This window comes from Brochothrix campestris, from assembly GCF_046058945.1.
Classification (GTDB): domain Bacteria; phylum Bacillota; class Bacilli; order Lactobacillales; family Listeriaceae; genus Brochothrix; species Brochothrix campestris.
The window spans coordinates 1,998,040-2,018,147 of record NZ_CP175511.1 but is presented as its reverse complement, the minus strand read 5'-3'; the positions used below and the strand labels follow the sequence as shown (position 1 = coordinate 2,018,147).

Here is a 20,108-nt window from a genome sequence, read left to right as displayed (position 1 = left end):
AAAGCCCCCCTATAAATTTTAGTAAATAGAACGTGATGTATTAATTCTTGCTAATCCTAAAATGATAAAAATCCAAGCAGTAATGAATAGAACGCCACCAATCGGAGTGATAATACCGATTGCGGTAATCTTTACAAGGCTGAGCGTGTAGAGACTGCCTGAGAACAATACTACACCACCAATCATTAACCAGCCTGCAATTGTGAAAAAAGCATCGCGAAATAACTGGATTAAGAGCGCGATGACGATTAAGGCGACAGCATGAAACATTTGGTAATGAACCGCTGTTTCCCAAGTGGTTGCAGAATCACCGAGTTGGGTTTTGAGCGCGTGGGCGCCAAAGGCTCCTAACGCGACTGCGAGTAGTGCGAAACTGGCACCAAAAAGCGCAAATTTTTTCATTGGTAAAACCTCTTTTCAAGCGAATTTAAAACCACAATTAAAAATCGAGTAAGGATGAACCACTGTAATCTGACGTTACTGTCGCGATTGGAACACTCGGTTTTGGTTGAGTCTCAATTCGTGTACTAGTGGTAACGGTTGGTGCAGTTGATACAGAATCTTCAGTGAGTAAAGCCGCTAATGTTTGAATCGCATAAAGATGTTTGGCTTGCTCAGCATCCGAACTTTGTTGAGCTAAGGCACATTCAGTTTGAATGGCAGTTAATAACTTAAGTGTTGTCATTATATCACCTTTCTGATGTATATAATTTTTACTTATAGTTATATTCTATCATGAATAAAGAGCTAGGCATACACTGAAATAAAGAAGAATACGTCTAAAAAAGCAATTGCAATTAGTGGATGGAAGCATTACGCTTGTAGTATCAAAGTGAAGGAGAGGATTGGAATGTTAGAGAGGATAAAGTGGTGGATGATTTTGGTGGCAGCCCTTGTATTAATCGGTGCTACGATACTACTTTTTAAGCCGTTTTCAGCCAAAGAAACAATGAATACGTCCAAATATACAGCCATTTCAACGTCAGAGTTCAAGCAATTACAACAGTCGAACAAGCCGTACATCGTTTATGTGGCGCGTCCCACCTGTAAATACTGTCGCACTTTTTCACCTAAATTAACTGAATTAGTTGTGGAAAATGATATGAAAATTTATTATTATAATACAGATGAGGCACGTGAAGAAGACAGTGAAGCCATGAATGCCTTATTAAAGACGATAGACATTAGCTCAGTTCCAACATTGGTTAAAAGTGATAGCAAGCAGAAGTTAACTATTTTTAATGCATCGGATAAAAGTAAAGCGACAGCAAAAAAATGGTTAGAAAAAAATAAAACAGAGTGAGTTCCCCCTTTAACAACAGACGTTAAACCTAAAAAATGGTATAATATGAGAGAAATCAAAATGTAAGGGAGAGATATAACTATGAGTAATGAACGCGTTTATTTTGGAACATATACAAAGAAAACCAGTCAAGGAATTTATACAGGCTTAATCGATACAGAAACGGCGGAATTAACAGCTATTAAATTAGCTGGAGCAGTTGATAATCCAACGTATTTAACCATCGATCAATCGAATAAATTCTTATACAGCATTGCTAAAGTTGATGGAAAAGGTGGCTTACAAGCGTTTGCTATTAATGACGACGCGAGCTTAACCCCTTTGAATAATATCTCTGAAGAAGGTGCACCACCTTGTTATGTTACTATTAATGAAGCTGGTAGCGTTTTATACAGTGCCAATTATCACCGTGGCTTGATTGATGCGGTTGCACTTAAGGCTGATGGTTCTATTGATCAAGTGAGCTATCGTGATGCCCATTCAGGTAGCAGTGTTCATCCAGAACGTCAAACAAAACCGTGCGCTCATTATTCAGGTCTTACTCCCGATGGTAAATTTGTCATCGGTATTGATTTAGGAACTGATGAAATTTACGCATATAAAGTTAATGGCAATGCCCTTGAAGTCAGCTCAGTGCTTAAAGTGAAAGCGGGCAGTGGTCCACGTCATCTAACATTTACGGCCGATGGTGAAACTGCCTTTATTATGACTGAGTTATCAAACGAAGTGTTGGTTGTGAGCTTTGATAAAGCAACGGGTGAAATGGCGGTTAAACAAACGATTGCAACGTTACCTGCTGATTTCACAGCAGAAAACACGGGTGCGGCGATTCGTTTATCACCAAATGAAAAAACGTTGTATGTATCGAATCGTGGTTACGATGGCATCACCGTTTTTGATGTATCAGCAGACCGCACATTAACATTAGCACAACAAATTTCAACCTTCGGTCAAGGTCCACGTGACATTAACCTTGATGCCACTGGTTCAGTGTTAATCGCAGCCAATGAAAATACTGGCACAGCGACAACATATAAAATCGATGCGGCTAATGGCCAATTAACAGTAGTCAATAAAAATGTTGAGGTACCTGAAACAGTAGCAATCACATTTTTAAATAACGTAAACTAAAGGAGTCTAACAATGTCTAATTTCAAAGGTTTTCATATCCAAGTATTACATCCAGCTGATGAAAATACTGTGCGTTCAGTGTTTGAAAAAGCACCACTTTATTTTCAAGCAACAAAACAACGTTTATTTACAGAAGCAGATGTTACACAAGTTCTCGGTACAGATAAACCCAACTTCAATAAATACACGTTCGCTTTATTAGATGGTGAAGATAACGCGAAAGGCTTGCTTGATATTTTACAAGATCCGAATGAAAGTAGCCGTTTTAAAATTGAATGGCTAGTTATTGCTGAGGATGTTGTTGAAGAAGGGCTTGATGAGCTCCTTGAAAAAGTTGCACATCAATGGGCCAAAGACGACGGTGGAAAACAATTTGATATCACGTTACCAAAAGGGTACGAAGCGGGTGTGTCATTTTGGAAAAAAGTGGGCTATGAGGTAACACAAGAAGATAGCGAAAATGTAACCTTAGTAAAAGCAATTTAAGAATGTAATCTAAGTCGCCAACTGTGCAAGCAGTCGGTGGCTTTTTTTGCGTCAAAAAACGCCAGCCGTATTACTTATTTAAAGTAATACGGCTGGCGTTTTCGCTAATGAAAAGGGATTAGTTGAAACTTGCAATTGAACCGAAACCAACTAAGTATTCGCCCCAACCACTTACGTGAATGTTATCAATCTTAACGCCATTATTTTGAGCGTTAATCATTTGACCGCCGCCGATATAAATGCCGACATGGTCGATTGAAGAACCACCATTGTATGAGAAGAAGACAAGGTCGCCAGGTTTAGCTTGGCTTTCAGATACTGATTTTGCTTGTGCCATTTGATCACCAGCAGTACGGTTTAATGAAATGCCTGAGTTTGCATACACATATTGGGTAAAGCCCGAGCAATCAAAACCAGCGGGTGTTGTGCCGCCATACACATATTGTGTGCCAGTGAATTGTTGCGCATAACTGAACAATTTACTGAAACTTGAACTTGATGTGTTTGTGTTGGCCTGTGGTTTTGGTGTTGATGGTTTGTAAGTTGTTGTGTTAGAAGATGTATTATTTGATTGAGCTGGTGTGCTAGGTTGAGACGAAGCAGCACCTGTTAATTTAAGCACTTGCCCAACGACTAAGTCATTAGCGCTTGCAAGGTTATTACGATTCACAAGGTAGCTGACTGATACATTGTACTGGGCAGCTATTTTACTTAAATAATCGCCCGATTTCACTGTGTAACTTGTAGCATTAACCGTTTCAGCTGGTTTTTCAGCAGCAGGTGCTTTTTCAACAACCGGTGCTTGTTCAGCGACAGAGCCTTTAACAGTTAATACTTGCCCAACTGCGAGCGTATTGTCATCAGCTAAATCATTTAAGGCAACAAGTTTAGCCACAGAAGTACCAAATAAAGCAGCGATGTTACTTAATGTATCACCTGATTGGACAGTGTAAGAAGACGCTGATGTATCGACAGCTTCTTCAGCAACAGGAGCTTCTTCAGCAACAGGAGCTTCTTCAGCAACAGGAGCTTCTTCAGCAACAGGAGCTTCTTCAGCAACAGGAGCTTCTTCAGCAACAGGAGCTTCTTCAGCAACAGGAGCTTCTTCAGCAACAGGAGCTTCTTCAGCAACAGGAGCTTCTTCGGCAACAGGAGCTTCTTCGGCAACAGGAGCTTCTTCAGCAACAGGAGCTTCTTCAGCAACAGGAGCTTCTTCGGCAACAGGAGCTTCTTCAGCAACAGGAGCTTCTTCAGCAACAGGAGCTTCTTCAGCGACTACAGACTGCTCTGTTGCTGGATCTGTTGGTGTTAAGTCTTTTGCAACAGGCGTTTCTTGTGCAGAGTCTGAGGCCTTTTGTACAACTGCCGTTGTATCAATTGTATAGTCAACAGGAGGGACAGCGATTTTTTGATTAACAAAGATAATAGTCGACTGAAGGTTGTTGAATGCTTGTAATTTCTCAACAGTCGTGTGATTTGTTTGGGCAATTTTCCATAACGAATCCCCGCTTTTAACAATGTGTGTTGTAGGTGTTGTTAACACTTGTAATGATTGTCCAACGTAAATCGTATCAGACTCCAAGTTGTTTAACTGTTTTAATTTTTCAACAGTCGTTTTATACTGTTTGGCTAACCCCCATAAGGTGTCATTGAGCTTAACAGTCACATTCGTGGAAGCAGATGCAGCCACAGGTGCAACAATAGATGTAGCTGCAAGACTAGCAGAGGCTAGTGTCAGTGTTAGTTTTTTCATCGATTAATCTCTCCTTTTCATTTTAAAATAAGTGTAGGTTACGTAATATTTACCTTTTAAAAACAGGTTACACTTTTAATAGTACCTTTTTTTATGCTGTTTTACAATGAAAGTCATTAAAAAACAGTGAGATAGCTACTTTTAGACTAAAAAACAACTAGTTTATTTAGTGTAGTGAAGGGACTTTACTGTCGAAGTAAAAAGACGAAACAGAGGATAAAACCACACAGACTGGTAACAATCTTGTATAATAAAGAAATAGCAATCAGGAGGATAATCCATATGAATCTTAGTACACACAACAATCAAATGACAGGATATCGTCGTTTAGCCCGACGAATCTTACAACAGAGTAAATTATATACTTATTTTGATGACAACGAATTTAAGGAACAAACAACATATTGGCGAGTTAAATTCAGCGCTGATGTTGATATAACGGAAGATGATCTTGTAAAAGCCTATGCTCTTTTGCGAGAGGCGATTCGCAGAGTTGTTGGATTTGAAGCAGCTTATGTCCAGTTAATTGGCGCATTGGCACTGGCAGATGGTTGCATTGCCGAAATGAAGACAGGTGAGGGTAAAACATTGGTATCGCTGTTTGTGTTATACAGTGAAGTATTACGAGGAAAAAAAGTCCATTTAATTACAGCTAATACGTATTTAGCAGAACGAGATCGGGATGAAATTGGCCGTACGTTGGAGTTTATGGGATTAACTGTAACCTTAAATAGCGATGAAGCAACAACGGCTGAAAAACAAGCGATTTATCAAGGGGATGTTATTTATGGGACTGCCTCAGAATTTGGCTTTGATTATTTACGTGATAACATGGTTAAACACGTAGAAGATCGGGTGCAAACCGGTCTTGAATTTGTGTTGATTGATGAGGCCGACTCAATTTTAATCGATGAAGCCCGAACACCCCTCGTGATTTCGAGCATTAAATATGAGGATCTTTCTCTCTATGCGCGAGCAAATCGTCTGTTGCTAACGTTTGTAGAAAATGATTATACTTTGGATCAATTGAATCATACGGTATGGCTAACTGAAGCGGGGATTCGTAAAACAGAATATTTTTGGCAAGTAGCTGATTTGTTCGATTCAATTAATCAAACGGTGATGCGTGCGACAATGACTGCCTTGCGAGCACATATTTTAATGAAGAAAGATGAAAATTATGTCGTAATGGATGAGCAAGTTATTATCGTTGACGAAAATACTGGACGAGCAATACCAGGACGTCGCTATAGCGATGGAATGCATCAAGCTTTAGAGGCAAAAGAAAGGGTTAAGATTAATTTTGAGGCAACGACATTAGCTACGATTACGATTCAGAATTATTTTAGAATGTATCAAAAAGTATCGGGAATGACAGGCACCGCGACAACGGAAGCCGAAGAATTCAAAATGATTTACAACTTAGATGTCGTAGTGATACCGACGAACATGCGCATTAATCGCCAAGATTTAGCCGATGAAATTTATGCTACGAAGGCAGAAAAAGGGCGGGCAATCGTACGAGAAATTTTTAATAATTTAAAAGAAGGCCGTCCTTCTTTAATCGGCACAAACTCAATCCGAGAAAGTGAATGGCTGAGTGAACTGTTGAACAGGGAAGGGATTCCACATAACGTTTTAAATGCAAAAAATCATCGTTTAGAAGCGGCGATTATAGCAAATGCTGGGACCCTTGGTGCAGTAACAATCGCAACGAACATGGCTGGACGTGGCACGGATATTAAATTAGATGATGCCTCATTAAAACGGGGTGGGTTATGCGTTATCGGAGCTTCACGTTTTGATAGTCGTCGCATTGATTTGCAATTAATTGGCCGTTCAGGCCGGCGTGGTAATCCAGGACATAGTAAATTCATCCTATCGCTAGAAGATGAACTGTTGAAACAATTTGATAGTCGTCGTTGGGAAAAGTTCCGGTCGAAAAAGCGGCCAGAAACTGATCGGCCCTTGAAGGGGCGCTTTGTAAAAAAAGTAATGCGTTATGCCCAAGAAGCACGTGAAGCACATAACTTTGATGTGCGTAAACAGTTATTGCAATTTGATGAAGTTTTACATTTGCAAAGTCAAAAAATCTACGCGGAACGGTTTAAAATTATTAGTTTAACGGATACAAAGACATTCACAGAACAAATAATTTGTGGGATTGTCTCACCTATTTTTGCTTTAGCGGCATCGGATGAACGTAAAAAAAGTGCCATCTACGAACTGTTTGATGGGATTGCTTTACCAAAACGAATTGTCTCCTTAACAAAGCTAAATGAAAATGAGGGGACAGCCTTTTTGTTACAATGGTATCGTGATAATCGGTTGCGTTTTAATATGTACTCAATTAATGAGATAGAACGCAATCTCTTTATTGAAACAATTGATGAACAATGGATAGAGTATCTCTATGAAGTTGAAACAATCAAAGAAGGTATTGGTTTACAAGCATACGGTCAGATTAATCCGTTAGTTACGTTTCAAAGTGAAACGAGTGCGATGTATAATCAATTTATTGAGACATGTAATAAAATATATGCCCGTAAAATCTTAACGATGCCAGCTCCTTCAAGTACAGATGAAACAACATTAGCATTGGATGTCAATGAAGTGAAACGTGTAATGCGTGAAATGGGACTCGAGTCTAACGAAGAAGTGATGGTGCATTTAAGTAAGCATAAATCCTAAAAAAAGCGATTGCCAACTCAGAAAGTGTACCATTTTGTAAATGTCCTTTAGAAAAAAAGGACAACTTGTTGAAAATGCTGTCTGTATTTCACAGGCGGTCGTTTTTTAGTGACATATCTTTTCATGATAAACAAAAATCCCTTATAAGAGACACTCTGTCGTGTCCATCTTATAGGGGATTTATTATCAGCGGGTAAATGCTTTTTAGGCTTGACGTTTTTTGCGTGCGTTGCCAGGATTTGCTCCACGAATGTAGAAGAAGGTTAATCCGAGGGCTCCGACAAAGATAACACCGAGGCCGCACGTTAAAATAATCATTGGAATTGATAATTGTAAAATCGAGGCAAGTAGCAAGGCGACAACAAAACCATAGGCCGCGCCGTATCCTACAAAATGGCCAGGTTTACCATGACGCAAGCCATAATAAAGTTCAGCTGCAGTGGCACCGATAAAAACAACCGGAGCACTAATAAGAACGGACATAATCAGTCCGAGTAAAAGGCTACCATCAAATAAAATGATATATGAAATAAAGGCAAGTACAATGAACTGTACGAGCGTTGCTAAAAAGGTGACGATAAAACGCATGATAATACTTCCTTTCAAAAAACCGTGATACTTTATATTGTAGACGAAATCAGTTGAAATCACAATCAGTTTTGATTTGAAAGATCGGAAAGAGTAATCAGTTGACCGGTTAAAAATAATAGTGTTAAAATGCTTATCAGATGATAAGTGTTTTTCAAAAAACAAAGATTAATTACTGTATCGAAAAAAATGTAAAAAGAAAAGAAAGTAAAATTGAAGAAATGATAGAGGTGAGAACGGATGTTTAAGTTGTTAGGTGGTTTGAAAAAGTACAAGGTTCCAATTAGTGTGATTATTATTTTGACGTTTATTGAAGTGATTGCGGAGCTTTACTTACCAACAATAATGGCAAATATTGTCGACAAAGGTATTGTTAAGGCAGATACCGCCTATATTTGGCAGAGCGGTATTCAAATGATGGGGTTAACGATTGCGACAATTATTTTAATGATTATTATCGTGTTTTATTCAGCTAAAGTATCGATGTCTTATGGGCGTGATTTACGCGCGCAAATTTTTGAGCGCGTGACTTCTTTTTCATTACAAGAGTTTAATAAGGTAGGCACGGCATCACTCATTACCCGAACATCAAATGATGTTGTGCAAATGCAAACCTTAACGATGATGATATTACGAATGATGCTAACTGCCCCAATCATGTTAATTGGTAGTATCGTGATGGCTGTGTCTCGTAATGCGAAATTATCGCTTGTTTTTTGTGTGGTGCTACCGATTCTCATGTTGGTAATGATTTTTATTGGGATGAAAGTAACGCCGATTTTCAAAAAATTACAAACGAAAACAGATGGCCTTAATCGCGTAATTCGTGAAGGTTTAAATGGTATTCGTGTCATTCGTGCGTTCAATAAAAGTGCGGATGAGCGTCAACGTTTTGATGAGGTTAATCAGGGCTATTCAGAAACAGCTATCTATGCCAATAAAGTAATGGCGTTTGCGATGCCAGTTATTATGCTAATTATGAATATTACGAGTATTGCGATTGTCTGGTTTGGTGGGAAATTGATTGGACAAGGTGAATTAGAGGTCGGTAATTTAATGGCCTTTATTCAATATGGGATGCAAGTGTTATTCTCATTTATGATGTTAGCGATGATGTTCGTACTCATTCCAAGAGCGGCTGCCTCAGCGCAACGTATTAATGATGTACTCGCATTAAAAACTGAAATTGTCGATCCAGTCAAACCACAGGTCTTGGATAATATTCAACATATCGCCTTTAATAAGGTGAGCTTTCAATTCGAACATGCCGAAAAACCTGCAATAGAACAGGTCAGCTTTACGGCTGATCGTGGTGAACAAATTGCCATTATCGGTAGTACAGGTGCTGGTAAATCAACGGTAATTAATATGTTGACTCGTTTTTATGAAGTGACGACAGGTGAAGTGTTGATGAATGGAGAGGATATTCGTCAAGTGGCGCAAGCTGATTTACGCAAACGGATTGGGCTTGTACCACAAAAGGCTTTATTGTTTAGCGGCACAATTGCTTCTAACTTACGCTATGGCAATGGCGAGGCAACTGATGCACAATTATGGCGCGCACTAGAAATTGCTCAGGCGGCTGAATTTGTACGCGAACTAGACAATCAACTGGAAGCAGTGGTCGAACAAGGTGGCGATAACTTCTCAGGAGGTCAAAAACAACGGTTGGCGATTGCCCGCGCCTTAGTTAAACAAGCTGATTTATATATCTTTGACGATAGTTTTTCGGCGTTGGATTTTAAAACAGATGCCAAGTTGCGTCAAGCGTTAGCTGTTTACGAACAAGATTCGATTATGATTACGATTGCCCAACGGATTACCTCAGTGATGGATGCCACTAAAATATTAGTGATGGATGAAGGGCAACTTGTCGGGATAGGAACGCATGAAACATTGAAAGCAACGAATAAGGTTTATCAAGAAATTATGCGTTCACAACTATCAGAGGAGGAATGGGCATGAGTCATGGACCAGGCGGACAAAAAATCGTCGAAAAACCAAAAGAGTTTAAAACAAGTTTTAAACGTTTGCTCACATACTTGCATCCGTATCGCTGGAAATTAATGATTGTGTTCCTCTTTGCGATTTTATCAACTATCTTTACAATTGTGTCACCAAAAATATTAGGTGAGGCGACAACATTGATTTTTAAAGGGATGATGAGTCCTGAACGGACGATTGATTACGGTGCAGTCGGTACGATTGTTATGTGGTTAATCGGATTATACGTGTTAAGTTCCTTCTTTAGTTTCATTCAACAGTATATTATGAGTTCGGTTGCACAAAAGACAGTCTACGATATGCGCAAACAATTAAAGGCGAAAATGGATCGTTTACCGTTAAACTATTATGATCAGCGTAACAATGGTGATTTATTGTCGCGGGCTGTCAATGATATGGATAACATTGCGAATACTTTGCAACAATCACTAACTACGGCGATTACAGCCTTAGTGACGATTATCGGGATTACGATTATGATGTTCACAATCAACTTCAACCTCACTTTAATCGTCTTATTGACAGTGCCCTTGAGCTTAATTGTTGTCGTACTAGTTGCTAAAAAGTCACAGTCGGCCTTTAAGCAACAGCAAAAAGAATTAGGCTTGTTAAATAATCATATTGAAGAGATGTATAGTGGCCATCAATTAGTGAAAGCATTTCAACAAGAAGATAAGTCGCTACAGTTGTTCAACGAAGGAAATGCGAGCTATTATCGGGCAGCGCGCCGAGCACAATTTATATCGGGTTTAATTATGCCGTTGATGCGTTTTGTTGGGAATCTTGGTTACGTTGGGGTTGCGATTGTCGGAGGATTCTATGCCTTGAATGGTCGTATCAACGTCGGGGATATTCAAGCCTTTATTCAATATGCTCGTCAATTTAGCCAACCCTTTTCGGATGTCGGTAACATTGCAAATGTGATTCAGTCAACGATTGCCTCAGCTGAACGTATTTTCGAAATGTTAGATGAAGAAGATGAGTTAGATATTATTCCATCAGCGACAGCTGACATCAAAGCAGCGTATCAAAACAGTGTTGCTTTTGAACATGTCTCATTTGGCTATGATAGCAAGGCGTTGCTGATGAACGATTTAAGTTTTACTGTTGCCCAAGGTCAAACAGTTGCGATTGTTGGACCAACTGGAGCAGGTAAAACGACCATTATTAATCTCTTGATGCGTTTTTATGATGTAACAGGCGGTAGTATATACATTGATGGTGTTAATATTCAAAGTATGACCCGTGAAGCGGTTCGTGCTAAATTTGGTATGGTGTTACAAGACACGTGGTTGTTCAATGGGACGATTCGCGAAAATATTCGTTACAGCAACAGTGCGGCAACCGATGCAGACATCGAAGCGGCGGCCAAAGCTGCCTATGCGGATGATTTCATCCGTAAATTACCTGAAGGCTACGATACAATTTTAGATGAGGATGGTAATAATATTTCGCAAGGACAAAAACAACTGTTAACGATTGCCCGTGCAATTATCGCTAATCGTGACATGCTTGTGCTCGATGAAGCGACTTCATCGGTCGATACACGAACAGAAGTGAATCTGCAACGAGCAATGGATAACCTTCGTAGTGGACGAACAAGTTTTGTAATTGCTCACCGCCTCTCTACAATTCGTGACGCTGATCTCATCTTAGTAATGCAAGAGGGTGCGGTTAGTGAGCGTGGAACGCATGAACAATTAATGGCACAGGCGGGTTTTTATGCAGACTTGTATAATAGTCAGTTCGGTACAGCTACTGATACTGAGTAAGCCGGCACTGAATTAAATAATGTAAAAAAGACCAGAAGTTGTTTCACTTCTGGTCTTTTATGTGTGCAAAAATGAACGCGTTTACAACGTTGGTTTGGTCCATAATAGAGTTAAGTAGAGGAGTGTTGCCAAATGATAGACGGTAGTCAGTTGAAAAAAATGACAGCAGTAGAACAGCGGTTATACGGGTATCTTTTAGCGAATCAGCAAGAGGTGAAGTATATGCGAATTCGTGAATTAGCGCAAGCAAGTGGTGTGTCAGCAACGACAATCGTTCGTTTTTCTAAAAAAGTGGGCTGTGAAGGTTTTGCAGAGTTCCGCCTAGAACTGCAACAGCGGCAGAAACAAGTGGATAACCACGAGCGTGTGTCTTACTCTCGAAATGTTGAAAAATTCCTTGGGCGAGTGAAAGGAAAGGAATATCAACAAAAAATAGTGGAGGCGCTCACGATTATTTCACAGGCACGTATTATTGTTTTTTTTGGAGGTGGTCAATCGGCTCTTTTAGCTGAATATGGTGCGCAGTTGGTTGGTAAAAAAAGGCCGATGAGTTTTTTTGCAACAGAAGTATTTCAGCTCGGACCAGCGCAACGAACAGATGAGCTTGTGGCAATTGTAATCTCGGCCTCAGGTGAAAATGAAAAAGTGATACAGCAACTAAAGGCATTCAAACAAAATAACCATCAAGTTATTAGCATTACAAACACACAGCACAATACACTTGCCCAGTTATCCGATGTAACTATCGCTTATTATACGGAATCGGTGTCAGTCATAGATGAACAACGCCACTCACAAGTACCGGTGCTTTATATCATCGAGGAACTTGCTGGAAGTTTGTAGCCAACAACATGTTAAGGTTGGTACAAGTTGTTCCTATTCAGGTAAAAATATCATGCGCAAGGTAACTGAATCATAATCGTTAATTGGTATTTACCAATCTAAAGTGAACGGTTACATTTGGAGTGTCCTAACAAAGGCAGAAAAGGAGTGAGGAAATGAGTCGAATAATGACAAAACTAGAGAATGGTATGGAACGGGTGCTTGTGCCGGTGGCGAATAAATTAAATTCACAGCGACACATTGCTGCTATTCGAGATGCTTTTATTTTAGTATTTCCCCTAATAATGGCGGGGTCGATTGTGACGTTACTTAACTTTGCAGTATTATCACCTGATGGTTTTATTGCGAAAATACTATTTTTACCGAAGTTGTTTCCTGATTTAGCGGGAGCGCAAGCAATCTTTTCACCTGTTATGCAAGGGTCGACGAATATTATGGCAATATTAATCGTCTTTTTAGTTGCCCGCAATTTAACGATATCATTCAAACAAGATGATCTACTAGCAGGGTTGACGGCGATTGGGGCATTTTTCATTATTTATACACCTTACGAGGTGATTGATAATCAAGCCTATCTGACCGTTAAGTTTTTAGGGGCGCAGGGGTTATTTGTTGCTATTATCGTTGGTATTATTGTCGGCGAAGTATTTAGTCGTTTAGCTCGCTCACCGCGTCTATTAATCAAAATGCCAGAGCAAGTACCACCGGCGGTTTCCCGCTCTTTTAAAGTGCTTATTCCGATTATAATGATTACGGTATTATTTTCAGTGCTGAATTTTGTGATTACGAAGGTATCACCTAATGGAATCAATGATTTGGTTTATTCTGTTATTCAAGCCCCATTAAAAGATATGGGAACAAATGTGTATTCAGTTGTTATTTTAGGTTTAGTCTCCAATTTACTATGGGTACTCGGTATTCATGGACCTAATACAATTGCAGCTATTAGAGATACGATTTTTACAGAGCCTAACTTAGAGAATTTATCTTATGTAGCTGCCCATGGAAATTCATGGGGAGCACCGTATCCCGAAACATGGGGTAGCTTGGCGGACGCCTTTGCTAATTATGGTGGTTCAGGCATGACGTTAGGTCTACTGATTGCGATCTTTATTGCCTCACGTCGGGCCGATTATCGTGACATTGCTAAACTTTCAATTGGACCGGGAATATTCAATATCAATGAGCCGGTGATATTTGGTCTTCCGATTGTATTGAATCCGCTTTTAATTATTCCATTTATTGTCACACCGGTTGTTAATACGGTTGTAGGGTATTTCTTCGTGACAACCAAATTGATTCCACCGGTGGCTTATCAAGTGCCATGGACAACACCTGGTCCGTTGATTCCTTTCTTAGGTACCGGTGGTAATTTCGGTGCGTTGGCAGTAGGTCTGCTTTGTTTAGCAATAGCAGTATTAATATATTTACCATTTGTTATTGTCTCAAACAAGGTGAAGATGTCAGCGACCGATTAATAACTGACTGTTTCTTTTTTGAGTTCCCTTTCATTCCGATTATTCGCTATAATTGAAATAGGGAACAGGGGGGATAATGATGTTTACAACTGCAGTAATTAAACAATTTACCGAGATTGAACAGCAACTTTATCGTTACATTAGAGATAATCGGGAACAAGTAATGTATATGCGCGTACGTGAATTAGCAGAGGCAACACAGGTATCAGCCGCTACCATTGTCCGTTTTACACGGAAAATCGGTTGCGAAGGTTTTTCCGAATTTAAACTGCGCTTAAAAGAAGAGGCTAAGTTGCCTGTACCGGAAAAGTTAAATAATACAGTGAAGGTTGCCAATGATTTTTTTAGTCGTGATTTAACAGCTGACTACGAGGCGGTTTTTGAACAAGCAGTTGCATTAATAAAGACCTCAGAACTCGTCGTCTTTTTTGGCATCGGAACTTCGGGGATATTAGCGGAGTATGGTTCACGTTATTTTTCTAATTTAGATCAGCGAACCTTCTTTGTAAAAGACCCCTTTTATCCAACGGTGGGTCGTCCTTTTAAGAAATCCGTGATGATTATTTTATCGGTTTCAGGTGAAACTGAACAAGTATTGGAACAAGCACGTAACATGCTAAGTAATGGCAGTAAGGTTATTAGTATTACGAATACAGCCCATAATACATTGGCATCATTATCGGATATTAATTTATCTTATTACGTGCCTCAAGAAAAAATGACCCATGCGAACATAACGACACAGTTACCTGTCTTATTTTTGTTGGAGGCCTTAGCTAAACGAAATTATGAAGAACTTTACAAAGAAAAGTGAAAACAGCTCGTTAGAAGCAAACGAGTTGATAGAAAAAGGGAGGCGACTATTTTGCGGAGATGAGGTATTTTTGAACTCACCCGACGACCTTGCTAGTAGACGCTAATATCAATCTGAGCCGAGACACTTACACGTCTCGGTTTTGTTGATGAAACAAAGTGTTTCATTGTTGAAATAAATATCAAACATGTGGTACATCGGTCTTATAAGATGAAAAGTATTTACCTATTGAGTGAAAGCGTATACATTTGATGTATAGACAAAATAAAGTATGGAGGTCATGATATGGAACATAAACGTTTAAGTCCGTTTCCAGCTGATTTTTTATGGGGTTCCGCCTCGGCAGCTTATCAAGTTGAGGGTGCTTGGGACCAAGGTGGCAAAGGGCCATCTGTTTGGGATAACTTTGTTCGCATCCCAGGGAAAACATTTAAAGAAACAACGGGAGATGTTGCAGTAGACCATTACCATAAATACAAAGAAGATGTGGCCTTGATGGCAGAACAAGGCTTAAAAGCCTATCGTTTCTCGATTGCGTGGAGCCGTATTCTCCCTGAGGGTAGTGGGGCAGTGAACGAAGAAGGTTTACGCTTTTATGAGAATTTGATTGATGAACTGTTAGCTCACCAGATTGAACCAGTCGTGACTTTATATCATTGGGATATTCCTCAAGCCTTGCAAGATCAGTATGGTGGTTGGGAATCACGTCAAGTGATTGCTGACTTTACGAACTATGCGACGCTTGTCTTTAACCGCTTTAAAGGAAAGGTAAAACATTGGGTTACCTTAAATGAACAAAATGTATTTATCTCACATGGTTACATGTTAGCGACACATCCACCTGGTGTATCTGATCCAAAACGCATGTACGCAGCAAATCATCATGCGAACCTTGCGAATGCTTCGGCAATTAAAGCCTTTCGTGAGTTGGGCGTTCCAGGCAAGATTGGACCAAGTTTTGCTTACGGACCAAATTATGCCATCGATTCGAAACCAGAAAATGTATTGGCGGCTTTGAATGCAGAAGAGTATAACGCTAACTTTTGGATGGATGTTTATATGTGGGGTGAATATCCGAAGGCGGTATTTACTTGGTTAGAAGAACAAGGCTGGGCACCTGACATTTTACCAGGTGATACCGAATTGCTTAAACAAGGGGCACCTGATTTTATGGGCTTGAACTACTATCAAACAGCGACAAACGCCTTTAATCCAATTGATGGTGTCGGTCTAGGGAAGATGAACACGACCGGTGAAAAAGGCACAACCGAAGAACAAGGGATTCCAGGCTTGTTTAAAAACGCAGCTAACCCTTATTTAGAAAAAACAAACTGGGATTGGGAGATTGACCCAACCGGTTTACGCATCGGTTTACGTCGGATTGCCAGTCGTTACCGCGTGCCAGTCTTCATTACTGAAAATGGTCTCGGAGAATACGATAAGTTAACAGCCGAGTCTGAGATACACGATGATTATCGGATTGACTATCTTCGTCGTCACGCACTTGCTATTCAAGAGGCAATTTCTGATGGTGTCGAGATGATTGGATACTGTACTTGGAGTTTTACCGATTTACTCAGCTGGTTAAACGGCTACCAAAAACGTTACGGTTTTGTATTTGTTGACCGTGATGAAGCGGATGAGAAAGACTTAAAACGCTATAAAAAAGATAGTTTTTATTGGTACAAAAAAACAATTGCAGCCAATGGTGCTAATTTAATTGATGAAAAATAACACGGAGAGCTGGCGGATGAGTCCGTTAGCTGAGCCGCTAGGAGGAAATAGCATGAAGGAAATATTACTTGTTTGTGCAGCGGGAATGTCAACGAGTCTCTTAGTTAACAAAATGAAAGCGCACGCAAAAAAAATCGGTATTGATGTTGAGATTGAAGCGTTATCAATTTCTGAAGCATCATCAAAAATTGATACAGCAGACATCATTATGTTAGGACCACAAGTACGTTATCAAAAACCACAGATTGACAAGGCGGTCGCTGGCCGTATTCCAGTACTTGTTATCGATATGAAAGATTATGGTATGATGAACGGCAAAGGGGTATTAGAAACAGCTTTCAAAGCAATGGAAGCCTAATAATAGAAAGTCGATAAGAGGATATGGGAGGGAATAAAAATGAGTATAATGACTAAGTTTGAGAGTGGAATGGAAAGAATGTTGGTGCCTGTAGCTAATAAATTGAATTCACAGCGCCATATTGCAGCAATTCGTGATGCCTTTATTTTAGTGTTTCCGTTAATTATGGCAGGATCAATTGTTACCTTGTTAAATTTTGCGGTATTATCACCTGATGGCTTCATTGCAAAAATATTGTTTTTAGGGAAACTATTTCCGAATTTAGCATCAGCCCAAGCACTATTTACACCAGTTATGCAAGGGTCGACTAATATTATGGCAATTTTGATTGTGTTCTTAGTCGCACGAAATTTAGCGATTTCCTTTAAAGAAGATGATTTACTGGCGGGGTTAACTGCTGTCGGTGCCTTCTTTATCGTCTATACGCCGTATGAAGTAGTGGATAATGCTTCTTACATGACTGTTAAATTTTTAGGGGCACAAGGTTTATTCGTCGCTATTATTGTAGGTATTATCGTTGGTGAAGTATTTAGTCGTCTTTCACGTTCACCACGTTTATTAATCAAAATGCCTGATCAAGTGCCACCAGCAGTCTCACGTTCATTTAAAGTCTTAATTCCCATCGTTATCATTACTATTTTATTCTCAGTCCTTAATTATGTTGTTACATTAGTGTCACCAAAAGGGATTAATGACTTGGTTTACACAGTCATTCAATCACCATTAAAAGATATGGGAACTAATATTTACTCAGTTGTGTTACTTGGATTTATCTCAAACGTATTATGGGTTTTAGGTATTCATGGTCCAAATACAATTGCAGCGATTCGAGATACAATTTTTACAGAACCAAACTTGGAAAACTTATCGTATGTTGCCGCTCATGGTAGTGCTTGGGGCGCACCGTATCCAGCTACTTGGGGTGGATTAAATGATGCCTTTTCTAACTATGGTGGTTCAGGGATGACACTTGGTTTATTGATTGCTATTTTCATCGCGTCACGTCGTACAGACTACCGTGACATTGCGAAGCTATCGCTTGGACCGGGCTTATTCAACATTAATGAACCGGTTATTTTCGGTTTACCAATTGTGTTGAATCCGATTTTAATTATTCCATTCATTATTACACCAGCGATTAACACTGTTGTTGGGTATCTGTTTGTTGTAACAAAAGTAATTCCACCGGTAGCTTATCAAGTCCCATGGACAACACCTGGGCCGTTAATTCCTTTCTTAGGAACAGGAGGTAACTTCGGTGCCTTAGCAGTTGGTTTACTCTGTTTAGCGATTTCAGTTGTCATTTACTTACCGTTCGTGATGGTATCGAATAAGGTTAATACATCAGCAGGAGTTGAAGAAGAAAAGGTCGCCTAAGAGGATGTGATTGACATGGATAAAGACATTGCTGCTTTCGATATTGGCGGAACTAATTTGAAAATGGGGATTGTTCAAACCGATGGACAATTACTGGAAACGAATGAGGTTGCCATCGTAAATTTTGATGGTTTGCAAATTTTAGCCGAAATGAAAAAATGGGTGAAAAATCATCCTGATGTCACAGGCATTGCCATGAGCGCTCCCGGATATGTCAATCCACAAACAGGGTTAATTACAATGGGAGGTGCGATTCGAGACTTTGACAATTTTAACATGCTGAAATGGGCTGAGGAAGAACTTCACTTACCAACTGCGATTGAGAATGATGCCAATTGTGCATTACTCGCTGAAAAATGGCTTGGTAAGGCTCAAACCCTTGATAACTTTTTATGTATGACGATTGGTACGGGTGTTGGCGGTGGTATTTATGTCAATGACAAGCTCGTCAGAGGGGCTCGTTTTAGAGCGGGGGAGTTCGGTTATATGTTTACCGAACGACCGGGAGCGAGTCAACCGTCGACACATACGGTCAATGAGCAAGCAACCTTGTATCAGTTGCGTAAACAATATGCAGCGCATCTGCAAAAGCCCGTTGCTGAAGTGAATGGCGAAGAAATTTTTGCCGGTTATGATGCAGGTGATTATATGTGTACACGGTTGGTGACCGAGTTTTTTAATGGGATATGTATGAGCCTCTACAATCTTATTTATTTATTCGATCCGTCGCATATTTTTATCGGTGGTGGAATTACCCAACGGCCAACCTTTATTGCCGAAATAAGGGAGCAACTGGCGTGGTTTGGTGCACGCGATACAGTGATAGCTGCGACAACGCATCATAATCAAGCGGGGATGCTTGGGGCAGTTTATCATTACTTGGAAAACTAAAATGCAGTCTCAAACCGACACTTAATTTGTGTCGGTTTTTGTTTCGTCGTCAATATAAGACATAAGCGCTTGTTGAACAAGCGAATCACTTAAAATATGCTGATGTGAGTACTGCGGGCCGATAAATATTTTTTCGCGATAATTGGCGATGTTGCGATAAATCAACCGACCGCTGAGCGCGCTATTAACTGGAACGACTTGATCAGAAAGATGATTTGCTGCGACATCACCAGTAATATTTAAATAATTCAATTCAGGCGGTAGCGTTTGTTGGTGAGCGATTAAAAAAGAAAGCGTCTCGGTCACTAAAGGGGGGTGGTCGATAAAGGCGGATTCCCCGTTATCGACCAAACTTAAGTCATTAAAGGGTGTAGCAATCGTAATTAAATCAGTCATCTTAAAAGGAGACTGCGGATATTGTTCAAGTAAGTGTGTTAAAACAAGTCCGCCGTTAGAGTAGCCAACAGCAGCAAAATTGGAGTAATCGTAATCAGTGTGTATCGCTGTTAGGGCGGTATGAAGCCAGGCCGATTGTGTTAAGGTGCCATCTTCTGAACTATCTTCAAAAGCAATCACAATGAAGGGGCGCGTCGTTGTAATAGGTAAAGGCTTATCTAAATAACTCAACTGATGGTCAGGATGAACAATTAAACGCAAGACATGCGGTGTGTAGTTATAAAAGGCACCGATGTTTTTGATGAAAGCATCGAAATCGGTGGCCCGCCCATTAGTACCTGGAACAAGTATAATTGGTGCGATACTCTTACTTGTTAAGGTACCTTGAGTGTTTTTTGAATGGGAGACAGTGTGACAGCCAACGAGTCCAACAAGTAGGCATGAGATGAGTACTAGCTTAAATTGTTTAAACATAAGTCCTCCTTTTTG

At 39.9% G+C, this 20,108-nt stretch carries 18 protein-coding genes; 13 read left to right on the top strand and 5 right to left on the bottom strand.

Translation table 11 applies throughout. From position 1 onward, the window contains the following. Positions 1–18: 18 nt before the first annotated feature. Entirely contained in the window at positions 19–402 is a 384-nt protein-coding gene (locus ACJYYY_RS10035) for a DUF423 domain-containing protein (RefSeq protein WP_035314881.1), read from the bottom strand. 37 nt (positions 403–439) lie between these two features. Then, on the bottom strand, positions 440–685 hold the full coding sequence (locus ACJYYY_RS10030; RefSeq protein WP_035314880.1) for a hypothetical protein: 246 nt from the start codon (positions 683–685) through the stop codon (positions 440–442). A gap of 165 nt (positions 686–850) precedes the next feature. On the opposite strand from ACJYYY_RS10030, the gene ACJYYY_RS10025 reads away from it, so the two are divergent. From ACJYYY_RS10025 to ACJYYY_RS10015, 3 genes are all read left to right on the top strand, one after another. Then, positions 851–1,303 carry a thioredoxin family protein gene (locus tag ACJYYY_RS10025; RefSeq protein WP_408868896.1) on the top strand — a complete coding sequence of 151 codons (453 nt, stop codon included), beginning with the start codon at positions 851–853 and terminating at the stop codon, positions 1,301–1,303. A gap of 81 nt (positions 1,304–1,384) precedes the next feature. After that, complete coding sequence (locus ACJYYY_RS10020; RefSeq protein WP_035314879.1) at positions 1,385–2,434, top strand: lactonase family protein; 1,050 nt, start codon at positions 1,385–1,387, stop codon at positions 2,432–2,434. A 12-nt stretch (positions 2,435–2,446) separates the two neighbouring features. Then, positions 2,447–2,920 carry a hypothetical protein gene (locus ACJYYY_RS10015; protein WP_035314878.1) on the top strand — a complete coding sequence of 158 codons (474 nt, stop codon included), beginning with the start codon at positions 2,447–2,449 and terminating at the stop codon, positions 2,918–2,920. Positions 2,921–3,038: 118 nt separating this feature from the next. Here ACJYYY_RS10015 and ACJYYY_RS10010 read toward each other — a convergent pair whose 3' ends face one another. Then, positions 3,039–4,673, bottom strand: a complete 1,635-nt coding sequence (locus tag ACJYYY_RS10010; protein WP_408868895.1) for a LysM peptidoglycan-binding domain-containing protein — start codon at positions 4,671–4,673, stop codon at positions 3,039–3,041. A 282-nt stretch (positions 4,674–4,955) separates the two neighbouring features. Between ACJYYY_RS10010 and ACJYYY_RS10005 the strand changes: the two genes are divergently transcribed. Further along, positions 4,956–7,364: a DEAD/DEAH box helicase gene (locus tag ACJYYY_RS10005; RefSeq protein ID WP_408868894.1), complete on the top strand. Its 2,409-nt coding sequence runs from the start codon at positions 4,956–4,958 to the stop codon at positions 7,362–7,364. 204 nt (positions 7,365–7,568) lie between these two features. On the opposite strand, the gene ACJYYY_RS10000 is transcribed toward ACJYYY_RS10005, so the two are convergent. After that, positions 7,569–7,952 (bottom strand): hypothetical protein, encoded by a 384-nt coding sequence (locus ACJYYY_RS10000; protein ID WP_035314930.1) that lies wholly within the window; start codon positions 7,950–7,952, stop codon positions 7,569–7,571. A 240-nt stretch (positions 7,953–8,192) separates the two neighbouring features. On the opposite strand from ACJYYY_RS10000, the gene ACJYYY_RS09995 reads away from it, so the two are divergent. From ACJYYY_RS09995 to ACJYYY_RS09955, 9 genes are all read left to right on the top strand, one after another. After that, positions 8,193–9,917 carry an ABC transporter ATP-binding protein gene (locus tag ACJYYY_RS09995; RefSeq protein WP_035314929.1) on the top strand — a complete coding sequence of 575 codons (1,725 nt, stop codon included), beginning with the start codon at positions 8,193–8,195 and terminating at the stop codon, positions 9,915–9,917. Further along, positions 9,914–11,728, top strand: coding sequence for an ABC transporter ATP-binding protein (locus ACJYYY_RS09990; protein ID WP_035314928.1), 1,815 nt, complete (start codon positions 9,914–9,916; stop codon positions 11,726–11,728). The genes ACJYYY_RS09995 and ACJYYY_RS09990 overlap by 4 nt, the downstream gene beginning before the upstream one ends. A gap of 132 nt (positions 11,729–11,860) precedes the next feature. Next, positions 11,861–12,571, top strand: a complete 711-nt coding sequence (locus ACJYYY_RS09985; protein WP_035314927.1) for a MurR/RpiR family transcriptional regulator — start codon at positions 11,861–11,863, stop codon at positions 12,569–12,571. 155 nt (positions 12,572–12,726) lie between these two features. Continuing rightward, entirely contained in the window at positions 12,727–14,049 is a 1,323-nt protein-coding gene (locus tag ACJYYY_RS09980; protein WP_035314926.1) for a PTS sugar transporter subunit IIC, read from the top strand. Between the two features lie 79 nt (positions 14,050–14,128). Next, a complete protein-coding gene (locus tag ACJYYY_RS09975; RefSeq protein WP_035314925.1) occupies positions 14,129–14,863 on the top strand; it encodes a MurR/RpiR family transcriptional regulator in 735 nt (244 codons plus the stop codon). Between the two features lie 285 nt (positions 14,864–15,148). After that, positions 15,149–16,597 carry a glycoside hydrolase family 1 protein gene (locus tag ACJYYY_RS09970; protein ID WP_035314924.1) on the top strand — a complete coding sequence of 483 codons (1,449 nt, stop codon included), beginning with the start codon at positions 15,149–15,151 and terminating at the stop codon, positions 16,595–16,597. Between the two features lie 52 nt (positions 16,598–16,649). Next, positions 16,650–16,955 (top strand): PTS sugar transporter subunit IIB, encoded by a 306-nt coding sequence (locus tag ACJYYY_RS09965; protein ID WP_408868893.1) that lies wholly within the window; start codon positions 16,650–16,652, stop codon positions 16,953–16,955. Positions 16,956–16,994: 39 nt separating this feature from the next. Next, positions 16,995–18,332 carry a PTS sugar transporter subunit IIC gene (locus ACJYYY_RS09960; protein ID WP_035314923.1) on the top strand — a complete coding sequence of 446 codons (1,338 nt, stop codon included), beginning with the start codon at positions 16,995–16,997 and terminating at the stop codon, positions 18,330–18,332. A 15-nt stretch (positions 18,333–18,347) separates the two neighbouring features. Beyond that, complete coding sequence (locus tag ACJYYY_RS09955; RefSeq protein WP_035314922.1) at positions 18,348–19,223, top strand: ROK family protein; 876 nt, start codon at positions 18,348–18,350, stop codon at positions 19,221–19,223. A 21-nt stretch (positions 19,224–19,244) separates the two neighbouring features. On the opposite strand, the gene ACJYYY_RS09950 is transcribed toward ACJYYY_RS09955, so the two are convergent. Next, positions 19,245–20,093 (bottom strand): alpha/beta hydrolase, encoded by an 849-nt coding sequence (locus ACJYYY_RS09950; protein WP_035314921.1) that lies wholly within the window; start codon positions 20,091–20,093, stop codon positions 19,245–19,247. Positions 20,094–20,108 lie beyond the last annotated feature (15 nt).